Origin of the sequence: Microcoleus sp. FACHB-68, from assembly GCF_014695715.1 — a bacterium.
In the GTDB taxonomy this organism is placed as follows: domain Bacteria; phylum Cyanobacteriota; class Cyanobacteriia; order Cyanobacteriales; family Oscillatoriaceae; genus FACHB-68.
This window is the reverse complement of sequence record NZ_JACJOT010000009.1, coordinates 238,895-254,834: the sequence shown is the minus strand read 5'-3', so window position 1 is coordinate 254,834 and position 15,940 is coordinate 238,895. Positions and strand designations below refer to the sequence as shown.

General features: G+C 45.7%; 12 protein-coding genes and 1 tRNA gene. 6 read left to right on the top strand and 7 right to left on the bottom strand.

The window, feature by feature from the left end:
* The first annotated feature begins 177 nt into the window (after positions 1-177).
* Positions 178-396, top strand: a complete 219-nt coding sequence (locus H6F73_RS16555; protein ID WP_190759866.1) for a hypothetical protein — start codon at positions 178-180, stop codon at positions 394-396.
* A 206-nt stretch (positions 397-602) separates the two neighbouring features.
* On the opposite strand, the gene H6F73_RS16550 is transcribed toward H6F73_RS16555, so the two are convergent.
* Complete coding sequence (locus tag H6F73_RS16550; protein ID WP_190759864.1) at positions 603-1,301, bottom strand: alternative oxidase; 699 nt, start codon at positions 1,299-1,301, stop codon at positions 603-605.
* Positions 1,302-1,988: 687 nt separating this feature from the next.
* Here H6F73_RS16550 and H6F73_RS27050 point away from each other — a divergent pair.
* On the top strand, positions 1,989-2,117 hold the full coding sequence (locus H6F73_RS27050) for a hypothetical protein (protein ID WP_277882619.1): 129 nt from the start codon (positions 1,989-1,991) through the stop codon (positions 2,115-2,117).
* Between the two features lie 85 nt (positions 2,118-2,202).
* Here the strand turns inward: H6F73_RS27050 and H6F73_RS16545 are convergent, their stop codons facing one another.
* Positions 2,203-2,667, bottom strand: coding sequence for a hypothetical protein (locus H6F73_RS16545; protein WP_190759863.1), 465 nt, complete (start codon positions 2,665-2,667; stop codon positions 2,203-2,205).
* Between the two features lie 218 nt (positions 2,668-2,885).
* Positions 2,886-3,125, bottom strand: coding sequence for a hypothetical protein (locus H6F73_RS16540; protein ID WP_190759861.1), 240 nt, complete (start codon positions 3,123-3,125; stop codon positions 2,886-2,888).
* A gap of 432 nt (positions 3,126-3,557) precedes the next feature.
* Here H6F73_RS16540 and H6F73_RS16535 point away from each other — a divergent pair, with 432 nt between their 5' ends.
* The 3 genes from H6F73_RS16535 (at position 3,558) to H6F73_RS16525 (ending at position 6,683) form a co-directional block, all read left to right on the top strand.
* Positions 3,558-5,573 carry a CapA family protein gene (locus tag H6F73_RS16535; RefSeq protein ID WP_190759860.1) on the top strand — a complete coding sequence of 672 codons (2,016 nt, stop codon included), beginning with the start codon at positions 3,558-3,560 and terminating at the stop codon, positions 5,571-5,573.
* A 103-nt stretch (positions 5,574-5,676) separates the two neighbouring features.
* The gene (locus H6F73_RS16530) at positions 5,677-6,552 is read left to right on the top strand and encodes an aldose epimerase (RefSeq protein ID WP_190759857.1); all 876 of its coding nucleotides are present in this window, start codon (positions 5,677-5,679) and stop codon (positions 6,550-6,552) included.
* Between the two features lie 59 nt (positions 6,553-6,611).
* A tRNA-Lys gene (locus tag H6F73_RS16525) sits at positions 6,612-6,683 on the top strand.
* 217 nt (positions 6,684-6,900) lie between these two features.
* Here the strand turns inward: H6F73_RS16525 and H6F73_RS26065 are convergent.
* The 3 genes from H6F73_RS26065 to H6F73_RS16510 form a co-directional block, all read right to left on the bottom strand.
* Entirely contained in the window at positions 6,901-7,905 is a 1,005-nt protein-coding gene (locus H6F73_RS26065) for a glycoside hydrolase family 104 protein (RefSeq protein WP_199330630.1), read from the bottom strand.
* Positions 7,906-8,691: 786 nt separating this feature from the next.
* Positions 8,692-8,922, bottom strand: a complete 231-nt coding sequence (locus tag H6F73_RS16515; protein WP_190759856.1) for a hypothetical protein — start codon at positions 8,920-8,922, stop codon at positions 8,692-8,694.
* Between the two features lie 101 nt (positions 8,923-9,023).
* Positions 9,024-10,580 (bottom strand): ABC transporter permease subunit, encoded by a 1,557-nt coding sequence (locus H6F73_RS16510; RefSeq protein ID WP_190759854.1) that lies wholly within the window; start codon positions 10,578-10,580, stop codon positions 9,024-9,026.
* A 163-nt stretch (positions 10,581-10,743) separates the two neighbouring features.
* Between H6F73_RS16510 and H6F73_RS16505 the strand changes: the two genes are divergently transcribed.
* Positions 10,744-11,505 carry an amino acid ABC transporter ATP-binding protein gene (locus H6F73_RS16505; protein WP_190759853.1) on the top strand — a complete coding sequence of 254 codons (762 nt, stop codon included), beginning with the start codon at positions 10,744-10,746 and terminating at the stop codon, positions 11,503-11,505.
* 47 nt (positions 11,506-11,552) lie between these two features.
* Here the strand turns inward: H6F73_RS16505 and H6F73_RS16500 are convergent, their stop codons facing one another.
* On the bottom strand, positions 11,553-15,908 hold the full coding sequence (locus H6F73_RS16500; RefSeq protein WP_190759851.1) for a PAS domain S-box protein: 4,356 nt from the start codon (positions 15,906-15,908) through the stop codon (positions 11,553-11,555).
* Between the last annotated feature and the right edge of the window lie 32 nt (positions 15,909-15,940).

The following is a 15,940-nucleotide window of genomic DNA, read 5'->3' as shown; positions in this document are numbered from 1 at the left end:
GACACTCCTATTGGGTCGAGGAGAAAGCCGGTTTCACCAGCCAAGATCAAGATCAGTTAATTTAATTCTTGCTATCGCTGGACGACGATCCAGAAGTATTGCCGGCACCTCAAATTGCAGAGGGCCGGTTATAACCGAACACATTGCACACACTATGAATTAAGGAGACAAACATCAATGAGTAAAGCGCCTTTTCACGATGAATACACCCTCGCAGAAACCGCAGATCAGCTTGGGGAAAAAGCAATGCAATTAGGGCTAATTCCAAGTTTTCTCGTGCGTCATTTTCCAGACAGCCGGCAATACTACATCCCCAACGAAAACGAATCTCCCCCCCTCACACCCGAACAAGCCTATCTCCGCTTCAAAAAACTAATTGAAGACGCAGAAAAGTAATCAGACGGCTCATTTACCTAAGACTGCCGGTGAAATCTTAAAAACCCCAGATAAAACCCATCCACCCACCATCAAACTTATAGGCGATACCTAATAGCCGGCTATCGCCTTCATCTGCGCTTATCTGATACCCAACAACCGACTATCGCCTTCATCTGCGTTAATCTGCGTTAATCTGCGGTTAAAAAATCCAAATCCTCTAACCATTAAACTAAATGTTTATCGGACACCTCTGAATCTTCTTGAGATTGAGCTTTAACCTCAGCACTATGAGGGCTATTTATAATCTCCTTCGCATCCGATCTCTGACAAGCCTTCATCGTGTTAACGTGTTCCATTTCGTCATTACGGATAGCCACAAACACATCATAGAGATTTTCGATTTTTGGCCGGCGCTGTGCCGGCAGATGAGACGTTTGAAACTCATCAAACATATAGAGATCGCCATCTCGGTAATAAGCAATTGCCACTGCCGGTGCCGGCTGGCTTTTAAGTTCCGCCTCACACTCGTTTAAATACTTATCATAGGTGTGGTGGGCTTTTTCTTCCACTAACTCGTTAAAGTAGTAAGCAGCTCGGGGTGAAATCATATAGATAAAAACCAGAACCCAGTAGTAAAAAAGAACCCCTATGCGAGCGATAAAACGGTCAATGGCACGCTCATTTCCCCCCAGCGCTTCAATAATTCGCAGGTGATGCAATTCATTCCAAGTTTCAGCGAAGTGAATTTTCAGCCAATCAGATTTATCCCAAAATCCGAGACTTTCATAAAGGTGAAGCACTGACAGATAAGCAAAGTAAGGAACACGAGCGATTGTTTCCAGCACAAAGCAGCGTGCGTAAAAACGTTTTCCATAAAATGTTCCCAAAGTAACTTCTAAGATATTAACTAATAACTGAATCATTATTCTCCCCTATTCTTGGATTTTTAACGAGAAATATATTCATTTTTATAAAAATTTGAAAACCTCTGATTATGATTCATGAAAAATTAAATGCGGTTTTAATCAATGTTTGATTAAGTAATAGGTTTCTATACCTCAAACTTACTAATAAAATATTATTGCAAAGTTAAATATTTCATTTTATAGTTAATCAATTTTATATTGCTAAAAACCTAATTTTTTCATCTTTACTTTTGACAAAGACTAAGTTAATTGGCTGTCAAGATATAATTTCCAACAAATAACAGGCTTTATTGCTCGCGTTTTTATATTTATTGTTAGAACTCCTTCCCCTAAACAGAATTGTTATTGCTAACTCTACTTAATACTGCCTGCCTAATTTTGCTTCATGGAGTCAGTGCATAATTATCCAATTAAGAGTGAGAATACCTTACTGTTTGAAGTTTCAATGAAGCCAAAGCGAAACACCCAAAGCTTTCCAACTTTTGCTTGTTTTTGGAGTTAATTATTACCTATTTTTAAATTAACAGCTTTTCTTGTGGGTTACTTATATCTCAAGAAAGAGTTATCTGTGAATTTAGAAAGTAAGCAGGAATACAAAATAACTCCATTCAATTTTATTGAAGTGTTTTAAAATCCGAGAGAGAGAAAAATTTCCTCTATCTTTAAGGTTAAATTAATTTAATCGTGAATTATCTTTTTTCCCCAACCGGCAGGGGAATGGAAGCCGTATTTCAAGGGGAAACGAGCCTTCAGGCGTCTGTCACTCAAGCCGGCGTATTTTTAGCATTCCAGAAGCTGCCGGCTGACCTTTGAGGTGAGACAGGGCCGGCAATCTCTTAAAATCTTAATAAAAAATCAGAATTCAGAACCTTGTCAACCTTCTGAATTCTGATTTTTGTCACAGTACCTTGTGGGTGTACTCGTGCTGCTTCACATTGTCTTCTGCTTTAATAATCCGGTGGGAATTTAGCACCCGCTTGCGTTCCAAGGAATAATTAAAGTCATCGCGCACGGTTCCTAAAGGAAGGTGTGATTGAGCGGAGGTACGGCTTTTGTAGGTGCGAGTCGCCGCGATCGTCCGGAAGGAAAACTCATCGCAGAATTGAGCATCTGCTGGAAACTGGGCCGGTTTTTGAGGGGTTTCACCATCTAACACTGCCCCCACGGTTGTGCTAACAGCCATTTGGTAAGAAGTGGGAATTCCTTTGAGAATTGCTTCTAAAGCTGCCGAAGGGATAGGCTCAATTATTTTAACTTCATGGACTTCGCCATCTTCTTTGATAAAGCAAGTGGCTAAGCCTACTACCAGGTAGTCTTCGGTAGACACATCAGGTGCGTTGGGATAGGAAGTGGCAGTTGCCATCGCAATATTTCAGCCAAGTAATGAACGACTTCGCCAATCCTACCACTGTTTGAATGCTTAAAAAGGCACTGAAACAACCGCTTTTTTCAAAAATTATATACTTAATATAATTTTTTTACTTAAAGTCGCGGGCGGGATTAGGGCCGTTCACCGACACAAAACGCCGAGAAACCACTTTCCCAGCGCCTCATAGAAATCGTTAAAGTGAAGATTTCTCGCTAAGTGTTCGCAAAAAGAAAACTTTGTGAGAGTTTGCGGGATTCCTCTAAAAAGAGCGAGACTCTCCCCCGACTTTCACGTTGAATGTAACCAGCCTTGACAGCGTCACAAAGGTTAGCGAGTGCGTCTAAATCGTCTGAGCGATAGCCCTTGAGGACTAAAACTTGGCGGATAAGACCTTCCGATTCGACGCTGAGGCAACCTGTTTGAAATGCGGATTCTACAAGGGTGCGAATCATGGCAGTATGAGCATCCTGAATCTGTGAATTCCTTACCCTTAAATATCCTGGATTTTAGCGAGAGATCAGTTGATAGCGATCCCCGATAGGTGTGATTGTGAAGCTTGTGTCACAGTGATTGAAGTCACTGACAATTTGTATCACTCTTTGCAGTCTGGGAACGAGGTTGTACGGTGCTGGGGTTCTGAAAACGCTTTCGCCGGCAAGAACGGGGGAGCTGAGCGCTCAAGATGGGAACGCAGTGTCTATAAAAATCGATACACTTTCTCCCAGCTAGGTTAATGAAACCTGCCCGTAGAATCATAGGTGCCGTTGTAAACTACGATTGAACTGCCATTAAACAAATGCCTCCGATTGCCGGAGAACACTTGAGTTGACTTTCAATAGGGTGTTAGTTTTAAGCAGCGTAGCGTGTGTTGAGGATTGAACAGGATGACGAGTCTAGACAGTGTGTGGCAACCGTCTGTAATCGATTTAGCGCGAGCAGGTAATTTCCGGGCGCTGACGTATTGGATAAACACGTACTTGTTGCCTCAAGGCATTCACGCCCGTGTAGAAAACGCTCAGGCCGGCTGTCTACAAATCTTTGTAGAGTTCCGACAAGCAGTGGACAAGCAGCGGACTGTCCAATCAATCTGTCACCAAATTTGGAAACTAAACTCAGACGAAATAGATGGTGTGCGGATTGTGGCGCGTTGTGCCGGCCAACCCGATATTCTGTGGAAAGAATCAGTCCGCATTGTCACCCCAGCTAACCAGCAGCGGCGCGTGCAAGGGGTGTCTAGAAAGCCTGCGATTGGCTGGCTGCCCGGTGAGAAAATTAATTTTAAGGTGCTGCGTGCCCTGCTAGTGGTAGGCACAGCAGTTGCTTCTTTTACCTTTGGCTGCTGGTTTGGTTACCGCGCCATTCTAAATAATAAAATTGCTTCTACTCCTATCCCGACTGAGGCGGTGACGCTGAGCCAACAAACTCGCCCCAAAGAGGTGCGGGCGGCTTTAGAAACCATCCCTGTGAAGTATCACAATCAGGTAACCGATCCGACTGATCCGATCGTGACGCTGATGTTTGCCGGCGATGTCACTTTGTCAGATTCCTTTGCAGATGTGGCCGGCAACGATTACAAATGGGCCTTCGCTCAAATGGATTTATACCGGCAAGTTGATGTGGCGATGGTCAATTTGGAAAATCCGCTGACGCGATCCGAGACAATTAGACCAGGTAAAGAATTTAATTTTAAAGCCGACCCCGAATCCGTCCAAGTCCTGACAGAGGGGGGTGTAGATATTGTCAATCTCGCCAATAACCACACGATGGATTATGAGGCACCCGGACTAGAGGAAACCCTGCAAACATTAGATGGGGCAGGAATTCGCTATGTGGGTGCCGGCAGAGATATCAAAGAAGCACGACGCCCAGAAATTATTGAAGTCAAAGGTCAGCGGATTGCCTATCTGGGTTACTACGATCCAGAATCTCATGCTGCCGCCGAGCAAGTAGCCGGCACCAACCCTTTACTCGAAGCTCAAATCGCTGAAGATATCAGTGCGATCCGGAACCAGGTAGACTGGATCATCGTGAACTACCATTGGGGTGCAGAACTCGCCGATTATCCGGCTGATTGGCAGCGGCAATTGGCTCATTTCACAATCGATCAGGGGGCCGATGTGGTAGTTGGCCATCATCCCCACGTGTTGCAGGGTGCAGAGATTTATAAGGGCCGGCCCATTGCCTACTCGTTAGGAAATTTTATCTTCGGGGGAAATTCCCGCAGCGATTACGATACAGCCGTGCTGAAAGTCTCGCTGAAAGGGCAAAAAATGAAGGTAGAGTTTCTGCCGGTGGAAGTGAGGCAGTATCAGCCAACCGTTGTTAAGAATGAGCGAGGCGACGAGATTCTCAACTATATTGAGGAAATTTCTCATATTTTCGAGCGGCCAATGACATCACCGATGATCTTGAATACTCGGCGAACCGAATCCATTGCCGCAGCAGAAGGTGCAAATTCTGCGCCGGCATTAGAGAATGCCCAATTTACAACAGGGGGCGAAAATTCTGCGCCGGCACTTGTAAAAACACCCAATCCTTCTCCAGCGCCGGCCCAGAAATCGAATTCTTCAATTAAAGTGCCGGTGTTTCCTGGCGATATCATTCTGCGAAACTATGCCAAAGAGCTTGAAGTGCCTCAAAATGAGGAACAGCTAGAGGCTTCTCCTGAAACTGAACCGGCTGCGAAGGATGAGTTTATTAACACTCAGCCGTTTATCACACAACCGTTCATTCCCAACCTACCCTCACCGCCATCCGAAAATCAACAAAGTCAACTGCCCGCAATTCCACCGCCTTCTTTTAATCTGTCGAATTGGAAGCAGAAAGAAGCGGAAACTCTCACCTTAGCAGCCGAGCAAATGCGTCGTCGCAAGACAATTCAACTGCCGGTGTTCGCCTAGGCGAGATAAATCGCCTCGCAGTCAGTTGTTAAATGTTAGTCGCTACTGATATTTGACAACTGACTTGTACCGACTGACAACTGATAACTAACAAATAACCACTGTGTTTGCGATCGCCGTCAAAAAGCAGCAGTATAAAACCTACATTCTCACTGACCAAGCCGCAGAATCTCGGCTAGAGGTCGTTCCAGAACGGGGTGGCATCATCACCGGCTGGCGGGTAAAAGGGCAAGACATCCTTTACTTAGATACCGCCCGGTTTGCCAACCCAGACTTGAGTGTGCGAGGTGGAATTCCGATTTTATTTCCGATCTGTGGCAACTTGCCAGACAACACCTACACTCACAACGACCAGCCATACACCCTCAAACAGCATGGGTTTGCCCGCGATCTGCCCTGGGAAGTGCGAGAGCAAATTACTGAAGAGCGAGCCGCTATGACGCTGGTTTTGACCAGCAATGACCAAACACGCGCTGTTTACCCGTTTGACTTTGAACTGGCTTTTACTTACCAGATCAAAGGTAATGCCTTGGAAATTTTTCAGCGCTATACAAATCGCTCGGCTGAGCCGATGCCTTTTTCCACCGGCTTGCATCCCTACTTTTTGGCGCTTGACAAAACTCAGTTGCGTTTTAATATTCCTGCTGTCCAATACCAAGATCAAAGAGCGCAAACGAAACACCCGTTCACCGGCACCTTTGATTTTGAGCAAGATGAAATTGATGTGGCGTTTAACCAGTTAACGGGCTTAGCCACAAGTGTCACCGATGCCAGCCGGCAGATGCGGATCACCCTCAGCTACAACAGCACCTATTCCACGGTGGTTTTCTGGACGGTAAAGGGTAAAGATTTTTACTGTGTTGAACCTTGGAGCGCTCCCCGCAATGCCCTTAATGTCGGTAAGCCCTTGATTCGCTTACAGCCAGGAGCCAGTTGCGAGACACTCGTTCGGATGACGGTAAGTTTTTTAGAAAAATAACTTGTCTTTTAGAAAAACCTCTGTTACTCTAGTAAAGGTGTTTTAAAGACACAGTTACTGGGTCGCTAACTCAACGGTAGAGTACTCGGCTTTTAACCGAATAGTTCCGGGTTCGAATCCCGGGCGACCCATATAAACGTAAAAGTAAAAAATAGCAGCGCTTTGGTCAGCGGAAAAAGCCGGCTAAGGGCAAGAATTTGATGGGTTGCCCTCTATTCTCAATTTCCACTTTTCTAGGGAAGGAAGACAATTAAGCTGGATTAAGGGGTAGAGAGAAATGGGGGATTTTGAGGTGATCCCCTAAAAGAACGAATGAGAAGGACGCTCGCTTATCGGTTGCCCATTTCCCTATTTTTGCGCCTGTGAGGGAAATTCATATTTTTTTCGTTCCCGCCAGTAGATCGCCTCTAGCTTATCTAAGGGGTGTTCGGGTTGCCCGTAACCGGCACCTTCAACATGAGCCCAAATGGCTGAGACTTTTCGTAAAGCGGCTTTAATGTTGCCGGCTTCAATATCTTCCAAAGCGCCTTGTTCTCGAATTAATTCAATCGCTGCTAAATCTTGAGATCGGGGGCCAAAATCTGGCAATCCCAGTTTTCGTTTAAGCCGGTCAAAAGTTGGCTTTAAAAATTGATATCTCCCCGCCGCACTTGAGCAAATGCGCCGCCCGTTAGAATAGGCGCAGTACACTTCATCGGGATGAGTGTGGAAACTGTCAAATTTAGCGCCGGTGAATTGAGTGCGGTAGCCGTCTGATCCCGCCGTTCCTTCTGCTACAGCAATCAAATCCAGAAAAGCTTTCGTGTTAGGACTTTTGAGAGGCGTTGCTGTTTGGGCGTATAAATCACTCAACTGTCCCGATACTTTGGGTTCATCCCACTCCTTCGCTGTGAGACTGGATGCCGGTGGGGTAGATTCTACCTTGTTGAGAAATCCTGGCACTATCAGCGCCAAACAACAAACACTCAACCCCAAACCGAATCCCAACTTCCGAGCAGGTTTCTTACGACGAGAACGCTTTTTGAGTCGAATTTTTGGCCACCGTTCTGGGGGGATGTTCACCGGCAGCACACCGAGTTCGTATCCAAAGATGAACAAGGACTTGATCCCCAACAGCATCTGCGCGACTTTTTGGGGGGCAACACCCTCGGAAGCTTTAGCGGTTCCAAACGCCCGGATATCGGCTCTTGTGACTTGGGCGAAGGGTTTGCCGGCAAAAGCTTGGAACTGCTTGGCCAAGCGCCAGGAAGACCGCCGTCGGCGGGGAGATTGGCACCCCACCCACTGTTGAATCAACTCAGTGTCAGAACTACTGACGTTCCAGTGTCTGAATGATTGTCGATCTGTGTACATCGCTTACCTCTAGATGGCCCCTTTTTCTAGCGCGTTAGCGAACCAAAGGCGACTCTGGCTTTTTTTGTGAGCCATTAGATTGGGGTTGCGATTGGGAGGATTTGCCGGTGCGAAATCCTCTTCAAAAACCCGCCTAGGTTCTGCTTTCGGCTTCCCCAAGGCGTTTGTCGTGATGCACCCTACTCCCGCCCCTGAGCCAATGCAACTAGAATTGTGCGAGCAATTTTGATTGCATTTGCCTAGGGATAAGCGATACAAGAGCTTGTTCGATGGTGGAACTATTTTGTTGAGTAGAGCACCCGTCTCGACAACCGCGTTCATTTTGGGAGTTAGATCGGCTAATGATCCCCACGATTTTATCGTTGGATCGTCTTTATTGCATCCGTGCCGGCACCCGATTGGCCTGCACTACCCGATCTCCCGTTACTTGAGAAGCTGTTCTGCACTTTATTTGCATAACATTATAATAATTAAAAGTCATGTAAAAAGGCAAAAGCAAACACGTTTAAGTTTTACTTCTGCCTTTTTACTGTTTAGTTTTGCCTTCGTTTATTTGAAGGCTGAGCCGGCAACTTAAAACGGCGGTTAGTGGCATCGAAAAGTTCAGTGTTTGGCAGCAAATTTTGTTAAGAGCAATCTTGCCTATGCCTGCTTTTAGAAGTTCCCGATGTCCTGGCAATTTCACCGTCTCGCTCGCCTGTTTAAGCGAAGATAGGCCGGTTCGTCCTGTCACAAGCAAAGCAACCTAATTAGCAAAGACAGGGTTTAAGTGTCCTGCTCAAAGTGCTACATTTTGCCCTTCTGCATCACTTCCTGAAGATGCTGGCGGATCTCCTGCGCCTGCTGCATCTCCGTCTCCTGTAACTTTTGGAAGAGTTGCACACAAGGCTCAGATCCGGTGTCCTGAGCATCTTTGATATAAACTTCGTAGGCTTTGAGAGCTTCGGACTTGTTTTGCAGCACTGTGAGCAAGTCGTACTCAAGGTTGCTGATCACTGAATTTCCGTTGCTGGCCATAAACTTATTCTCTGCGAGAATTACTCAACCACTTTGCCTGATTGCGCGAGCACAGTTCATCTATCCAAAAGGGTAGTAATCGATCAGCCAGAGGGTGAATATCATTTAAATTGCCGTTTTACCGGGTTCATCCAACGTTCTAACCAGCTAAAGGCTTGAGAGGATAAAAGCGTGAGGGCTAAGTAAATTAAGGCGACAGCCGTGTATATCTCAAACGTGCGATAATTTTCTGCCACAATTAACTGTCCGCGACGGAATAAATCTTCAAAACCGATCACAGCAACTAAGCTGGTATCTTTAAGCAAGGTGATGAATTCATTGCCTAAAGGTGGGATCATCCGCCGCAACGCTTGAGGAAATATAATATATTGCAGCGTTTGCACCGGCCCTAATCCTAGAGATTGTGCAGCCTCGGCTTGTCCAGGTTCTATCGATTGAATGCCGGCGCGGACAATCTCTGCAATATAAGCAGCACTATTGAGACTCAGCGCCATCACGGCTGCCGGCAGGCGATCTAGGGTAAAGGTCAGTCCCAACTCTTGGATCAGCGCCGGCAAGCCATAATAAATCATAAAAATCTGCACCAACAAGGGCGTTCCCCGGAAAAAGTCTATATATACCCGCGCAAGCACACTCAAAGGGCGGGTGGAAGAAAGACGGGCGAGGGCTATCAAAGAACCTGCAATCGCCCCTAAAAATAGGGAGAAAGCCGTTAGTTGCAACGTAATTAATGCGCCTCGCAGCAAGTTAGGCAAGGCGGTGGCGATCATGCCGGCAGAACCCAAGATGCCGGTACGAACATTATTAGAGTTTAAAACTGGTGAGGTTGCCGGTAATTCGGGCGGTTGTACATTAAACCATTTTTGATAAATTTGGGCATAGGTGCCATTGTTCAAAACCGTTGTTAACCCTTTATTGATGGTGTCAAGGTTGGGAGAATTTTTAGGTGTGGGAATGCCAAAGAATTCTTCTGTGATCAATTGGTCGATAATTTTGATGCCTTTGAGATTACTTTGTTTGATGGCGTAAAGGGTGACGGGGGCATCACTAATAGCAGCATCCACATTCCCGTTAACCAAGGCTTGCAATGCTAGGGGTGCAGAATCATAAGTTCGCAGTTTTGCACCGGGAATTTCTTTGGCTTTTTTAGCGCCGATTGTGCCGATTTGCACAGCAATAGTTTTATTTTTGAGGCTATCGAAGGACGTGATATTTTTGTTGTTCGTTTTGATAGCGATGGCGATGCCGGCTTTAAAATAAGGTCGGGAAAAAGAAATTGTTTTACTGCGTTCAGCCGTAATCGTCATGGCGCAAATGGCAGCATCTACAGTTCTTGACTGCAATGCCGGAATAATGCCATCAAAGGGCATACTTTCAAATTCAATTTTAAAGTTTTCGGCTTTGCCGATGGCTTGGATTAACTCAATATCAAAGCCGGTTAATTCGCCATTTTGTGCTTGAAACTCAAAAGGAGGGTAATCTGCGCCGGTGGCAACTTTGAGGGTTTTGGGGGTGCCGGCAAGGTTGGCGTTTAACACGCAGCCGGCGAGTAGCAGCAGACAGGTTAAACCCAATGCGAGCCGGCGCAGCCACTTCGGCGATTTTGCCGGCAAACCGGGGAAGTGCCGGTGTCGGAACGATAAATTCTCTTTTGGCATTTTAATGTTTAATGTTGGGATTAGCCATCGGTCGGCTCATTGATAATTTAGTAATTTTATGCTAATATCAGCTCAATTTTTAAAATGTTAGATAAAACCACTTTTTGTTAAAAACATTTAACGAATCAGTAAACCTTAAAAAGGTCAAAGAGCTGAGTGATTTATGGAAAATGCCACTCCCACGATCACGTTTGAAAATCTTCAGAAAAACTTTGGCTCTCTGCAAGTGCTGCAAGGAATCACCGGCACGGTTAATCAAGGTGAAGTAGTTGCCGTTATCGGTTCCTCTGGCTGCGGCAAAAGTACCCTGCTACGATGTTTCAACCGGCTCGAAAAAATTGACGGTGGGCAGTTGGTTGTTAGCGGCATCGATTTGTCTCCCCCAAACCTCAGCCGCACTCGACTGCGACAGTTACGAACTGAGGTGGGCATGGTTTTTCAGCAATTCAATCTTTTTCCCCATTTAAGTGTATTAGAAAATCTAATTTTAGCCCCGCAAAAAGTTTTAGGCAAATCGCGTCAAGAAAGTATTCAACAAGCAAGATTTTATTTAGAAAAAGTCGGACTTTCAGAAAAAGCAACAGCTTATCCCCAACAACTTTCTGGAGGACAAAAACAGCGAGTTGCCATCGCCCGCAGCTTGTGTGTAAATCCTAAAGTCATGCTATTTGATGAACCCACTAGCGCCCTTGATCCGGAATTGGTGGGAGAAGTGCTGCGAGTTATGCAACAACTTGCCGAAGAGGGAATGACAATGGTTGTTGTCACCCATGAAATGTTATTTGCGCGGGAAGTCGCCCATCGCGTGTTATTTTTGCATCAGGGTAAAGTGGAAGAGTCAGGTTCTGCGCGGGAAGTTTTGACGAACCCACAAAGTGAGCGTTTGCGTGGCTTTCTCAGCCGGCTCAATTTAAGCGTGGAATAAGTGAGCGATCATTCGGTTTGTTAATAATGCCCCCGACTTTATTTTCACTAGACTTGATGAACCGGAATCTCAATATAAAATTCAGTACCTTTACCGGGTTCAGAAATGCAAGTTAAAGCACCGCCATGTTTTTTTACCACAATTTGATAGCTGATAGATAATCCCAATCCTGTGCCTTTACCTATCGGCTTTGTTGTGAAAAACGGGTCAAATAACCGTTCTTGGATTTCTGTACTCATGCCGCTGCCATTGTCAGCAATGCAAATCACGATTGAGTCCTGAGAGGAATTTGAGTTTTGAGTCTCTCCTACTAATGTTTTGGGAGTTTTGAGTGAGCTTTGAGTGAGTTGTTTGTTGTCTAAACTCAACCGAGACAAACCAGAATTGAGTGAGGTACGAATTGTAATGATGCGAGGAGATGGCACATTATCCAAAGCATCAATGGCATTCGCCAGCAGATTCATAAACACTTGATTCAATTGGCCGGCAAAGCAATCAACTAAAGGCAACTCCCCATATTCTTTAATAATTTGAATCTCAGGTTGGTCAGATTTCGCTTTCAGCCGGTTTTGCAAAATCAGCAGCGTATTATCCAAACCTTCATGAATATTGACTTCTTTCATGTCCGCTTCATCAAGCCGAGAGAAATTCCGCAGGGACAGAACAATATCGCGAATGCGTTCAGTTCCCATTTTCATAGAGGATAAAACCTTCGGCAGATCCTCAGTCACAAATTCCAAATCAAGTTGAGAAAGTAAATCTTGTACAGCCGGCATCGGGTTAGGATAGCACTGACCATAAAGCTTGATTAAATTCACCAAATCAGTCGTATAGTCATTCAGGTGAGAAAGATTGCCGTGAATAAAGTTGACAGGATTGTTAATTTCGTGAGCAACACCGGCAACCATCTGACCGAGAGAAGACATCTTTTCAGTTTGAATCAGTTGGGCTTGAGTGCGTTTTAACTCGTGCAAAGTTTGCTCTAGCTGGTGAGCTTTTTCTTGCGCTTGTTGGGCAAGTTGTCTGGAATGGATTTCAGACTGTCGCAACGCCTCCTCTGCTTGCTTACGCTCAGTCACATCCACACCAATCCCCCAACTAGCCCATCCGGGAATTGGAAATTGCTCAGAAATATTAGACCAGGCGATTGTTTTAACAGTCCCATCCTTAGCCGTAATGTTCCATTCCCAGCTGCGGTAATCATTGCCAAGTGTAGCCCATAAGGTCATCATCGAGGCTCGATAGGTTGGGTCTGGATACATCAACTCGATTGCTTTGGAATTGTCAATGATCTCATCGGCACTGTAACCCGTGACCCTTTCGCACTCTCGGTTCCAGACGGTAATGCTCCCTTGTGCATCAAAAGCATCCATCATCACCGGCATATTCTGAACAATTTGGCGTAGTTGTTCTTCCCGTTGCTGCAAGGCTTCTTCTGCTTGCTTGCGTTCGCTGATATCGCGGATTACGGTCGAGAAAAACTCCACCTCTCCATTTTCTGATTTATGGCTCATCCAAACCTGCGAGACAGGAATATCCCTGCCGGTGCGGTGTCGCAAAGCGCTCTCACCACTCCACACCCCATCGCGCACAACAGTCTGCCACGCTTCATTAAGAATAAGATCAAGGACAGACTCCGCCATGAACTCCGGAATAAACATGGATGTAACGTCCTCATCCTCATCAAATCCCAATATTTGGCGACCTGCCTTGTTGATATAGAGAGCGCGGCCATTTGCATCTGCAACGCCAACAAAGTCAGTGGTTGCCTCAAGAATTGCCGTCAGTCTTGCTTGAGCTTTCTCAGCTTCTTTATACTCGGTGATATCGGATGTTAAACCATCCATGCGGACAACAACACCGGCTTCATCATAAATCAGCCAACTCTTGCTTCTAATCCACCGTACTTCTCCGTCAGCTCGAATAATTCGGTATTCTAATTCTTGGCTGTTAACTTCTGTCCATAGAGTCGTAGACTTGGCAACTCTATCCCGATCTTCAGGATGAGTTGCCTCCTGCCACAGAGACGGTTTGCTGTAGAATTCAGAGCGTGGACGTCCGTAAAGCGTTTCTGTTGCTGGGTTCATGTAAAGCACCTCGAAGGTGTCAAAAGCAATTGACCACACCACATCTTGCAGAGAATTAAGAATACTATTTAGCCGCGACTCACTATTATTTAAAGCGGCCTCAGCTTCCTTGCGATCTGTGATGTCTTGCATCGCTACCACCGCACCCAATTTTTTGCCGGCTGCATCAACGATAAGTTGACCATTTGCCCGGAGAATGCGAGTTTTTCCTTGCTTTGGGACGATTACCATCTCTACATCACGAACCTTCTCTCCTTGCAACGCGCGAAACAGAGGAATGTCTTCCCGTTGCATTGGGGTCTTCCCGTCTGGCAAGTACAAGTCAAAGTGTTGCGCCCATTCTTCTGCTAGGATCGGTTGCGCCGGCAACCCATGAAACTCTTGGGTTGCTCGATTAAACAGCGTTAAAATTCCATTCGCATCACACGCAACAATGCCATCGGCTAAGTTATTGAGCAATGCGTTTAAGAATTCTTGTTCTTTGTATAAAGCTTCCTCTACTCGGCGACGTTCAGCCATTTCTTGTTCGCGCTGCTCAATCGTTTCTGTTAATTGGGCTGTGCGCTCCTCCACTCGAATTTCGAGTGTTTCATTCGCCTCCTTTAGCGCTGATTCCATCTGTTTTCGTTCTGTAATATCTCGCCAGCAACCCACAATCTCCAATGGATTGCCGGCTTCGTCTCGTACCAGTTTCAGCTCGTCTTGCACCCAGTGATACAGCCCATCTTTGTAAAGAAAACGGTATTCAAGAAACTGGGTGCCGGCTACCAGCAGATTCGACATTCCCGCGAAAGTTTTGGCGGCGTCTTCTGGGTGAATTCGATTTGCCCAAAAGCTTGTATCTTCCAAAAATTCTCTTGCCTCATAACCCATGTGCGCCTTCACATTTTCACTCATGAAGGTTGCGCCAAAATCACCAAACGCTTTGCAACTGTAAATGACAATGGGACTATAGGAAAGCAGATTCCGAAATCGCTTTTCACTTTCGTGCAAGGCTGCTTCTGAGAGCTTGCGTTCGGTAATGTCCCGCGCCACTGTATAAATTAAATTTTCTTCTGCCGAAGGATTCGACGCCCACTCCAGCCATTTATAGGAGCCATCTTTACACAAATAACGATTCACAAATGAGATAGTGTCTATCCCTTGGGCGAGCTTCTGTGTTTGGGCTAGGGTTGCTTCTCGATCTTCAGGGTGAACAAACTCAATTAATGGTTTGGCTAAAAGTTCTTCGTTTGTAAAGCCGAGTATTTTTTCCCATGCAGGATTGAGTTGTTTAAAATAGCCATCAAAGCCGGTGATGCAAAACATTTCTAAGGATAAATTAAAGAAGCGATCACGCTCTGCGTGTGCCTGTTGCAGCTCCTGGGTATAGGTGGCGACGCGCTGGATCAATAGGTTGAGAGACTGCGTTAGCTTTCCCACTTCATCCTGGGTCGTGACTGGCGCTTGCAGGCTAAAATCCGCTTCCTCAGTGACTCGCTGAGCGACTTTGGTAGTGGCTTCGAGGGGACGAGCGATCAACCGGCTCGTATACAAAGCTAAGGCGACTGCGATTACAACTGATAGCATGAGGCTGCCGGCACTGAGCTGTATGCCGGTTCTCCGTGCTGCATTTAACTCAGATTCTGCTTGTTTTTGTTCTTTATAAGACGATTGAATCAGTTCAGTGAGATCGTCTGAGATACCATCAAATTTAAGCGCAGTTGGGCTGCTGCTTAAAATTAAGAGCTGTTTTTGTACAGCTTCGATGTCTTCAGGGTTTAATAAAGGTAATTTTATTTGCCCAACCAATGCTTCAATTTGCTCGAAATAAGCTTCTGGTGCCCCCTCGTACGTTTGCAGCAAGTGGGGGATTTCTTCAGTGTGCATCTCGTTGGCATAGCTGACAGTGCCGGCTAAAGATTTGAATTCAGCCCAGAGGCGATTCACTTCAGCAGCGTGTTGAAGAAAATGGCTATATTCTTCTTGAAAAGAATCGGGTTCATCTATCAAAGCAGCCAATTGCTGTTGATGCCCTCGTGACTGCAATACAGCCGTTTGCAAGCGATGCAACAGGCTGATTTCTTCTTGGGTGTGGTGTTCGATTTCCGCAGCCTGTTGTTCATAGTGATTTCTGATCTGAAATCCTGTCGTTACTCCCACAATGGCTGCTCCCAAAGCCAAAGCAAACCCCCAGCCAATTTTTTGTCTAATTTCTAAGCGACTGATTTGCCGATTTAACCAATTTTGAGGAGGCTGATAGGAGCTGTTATTCCACTTTGTAGAAACAGTGGAATTTTTTGATTTTAAATCGTCGTTTGAAGGTGGGTAATGCATCAAGAAAATGTCTCCCTACAACTCACCGATAT

Coding starts and splice junctions, on each gene's coding strand:
- H6F73_RS16555 (WP_190759866.1), top strand. CDS start 178: ATGAGTAAAGCGCCTTTTCACGATGAATACACCCTCGCAGAAACCGCA.
- H6F73_RS16550 (WP_190759864.1), bottom strand. CDS start 1,301: ATGATTCAGTTATTAGTTAATATCTTAGAAGTTACTTTGGGAACATTT.
- H6F73_RS16545 (WP_190759863.1), bottom strand. CDS start 2,667: ATGGCAACTGCCACTTCCTATCCCAACGCACCTGATGTGTCTACCGAA.
- H6F73_RS16540 (WP_190759861.1), bottom strand. CDS start 3,125: ATGATTCGCACCCTTGTAGAATCCGCATTTCAAACAGGTTGCCTCAGC.
- H6F73_RS16535 (WP_190759860.1), top strand. CDS start 3,558: ATGACGAGTCTAGACAGTGTGTGGCAACCGTCTGTAATCGATTTAGCG.
- H6F73_RS26065 (WP_199330630.1), bottom strand. CDS start 7,905: ATGTACACAGATCGACAATCATTCAGACACTGGAACGTCAGTAGTTCT.
- H6F73_RS16515 (WP_190759856.1), bottom strand. CDS start 8,922: ATGGCCAGCAACGGAAATTCAGTGATCAGCAACCTTGAGTACGACTTG.
- H6F73_RS16510 (WP_190759854.1), bottom strand. CDS start 10,580: ATGCCAAAAGAGAATTTATCGTTCCGACACCGGCACTTCCCCGGTTTG.
- H6F73_RS16505 (WP_190759853.1), top strand. CDS start 10,744: ATGGAAAATGCCACTCCCACGATCACGTTTGAAAATCTTCAGAAAAAC.
- H6F73_RS16500 (WP_190759851.1), bottom strand. CDS start 15,908: ATGCATTACCCACCTTCAAACGACGATTTAAAATCAAAAAATTCCACT.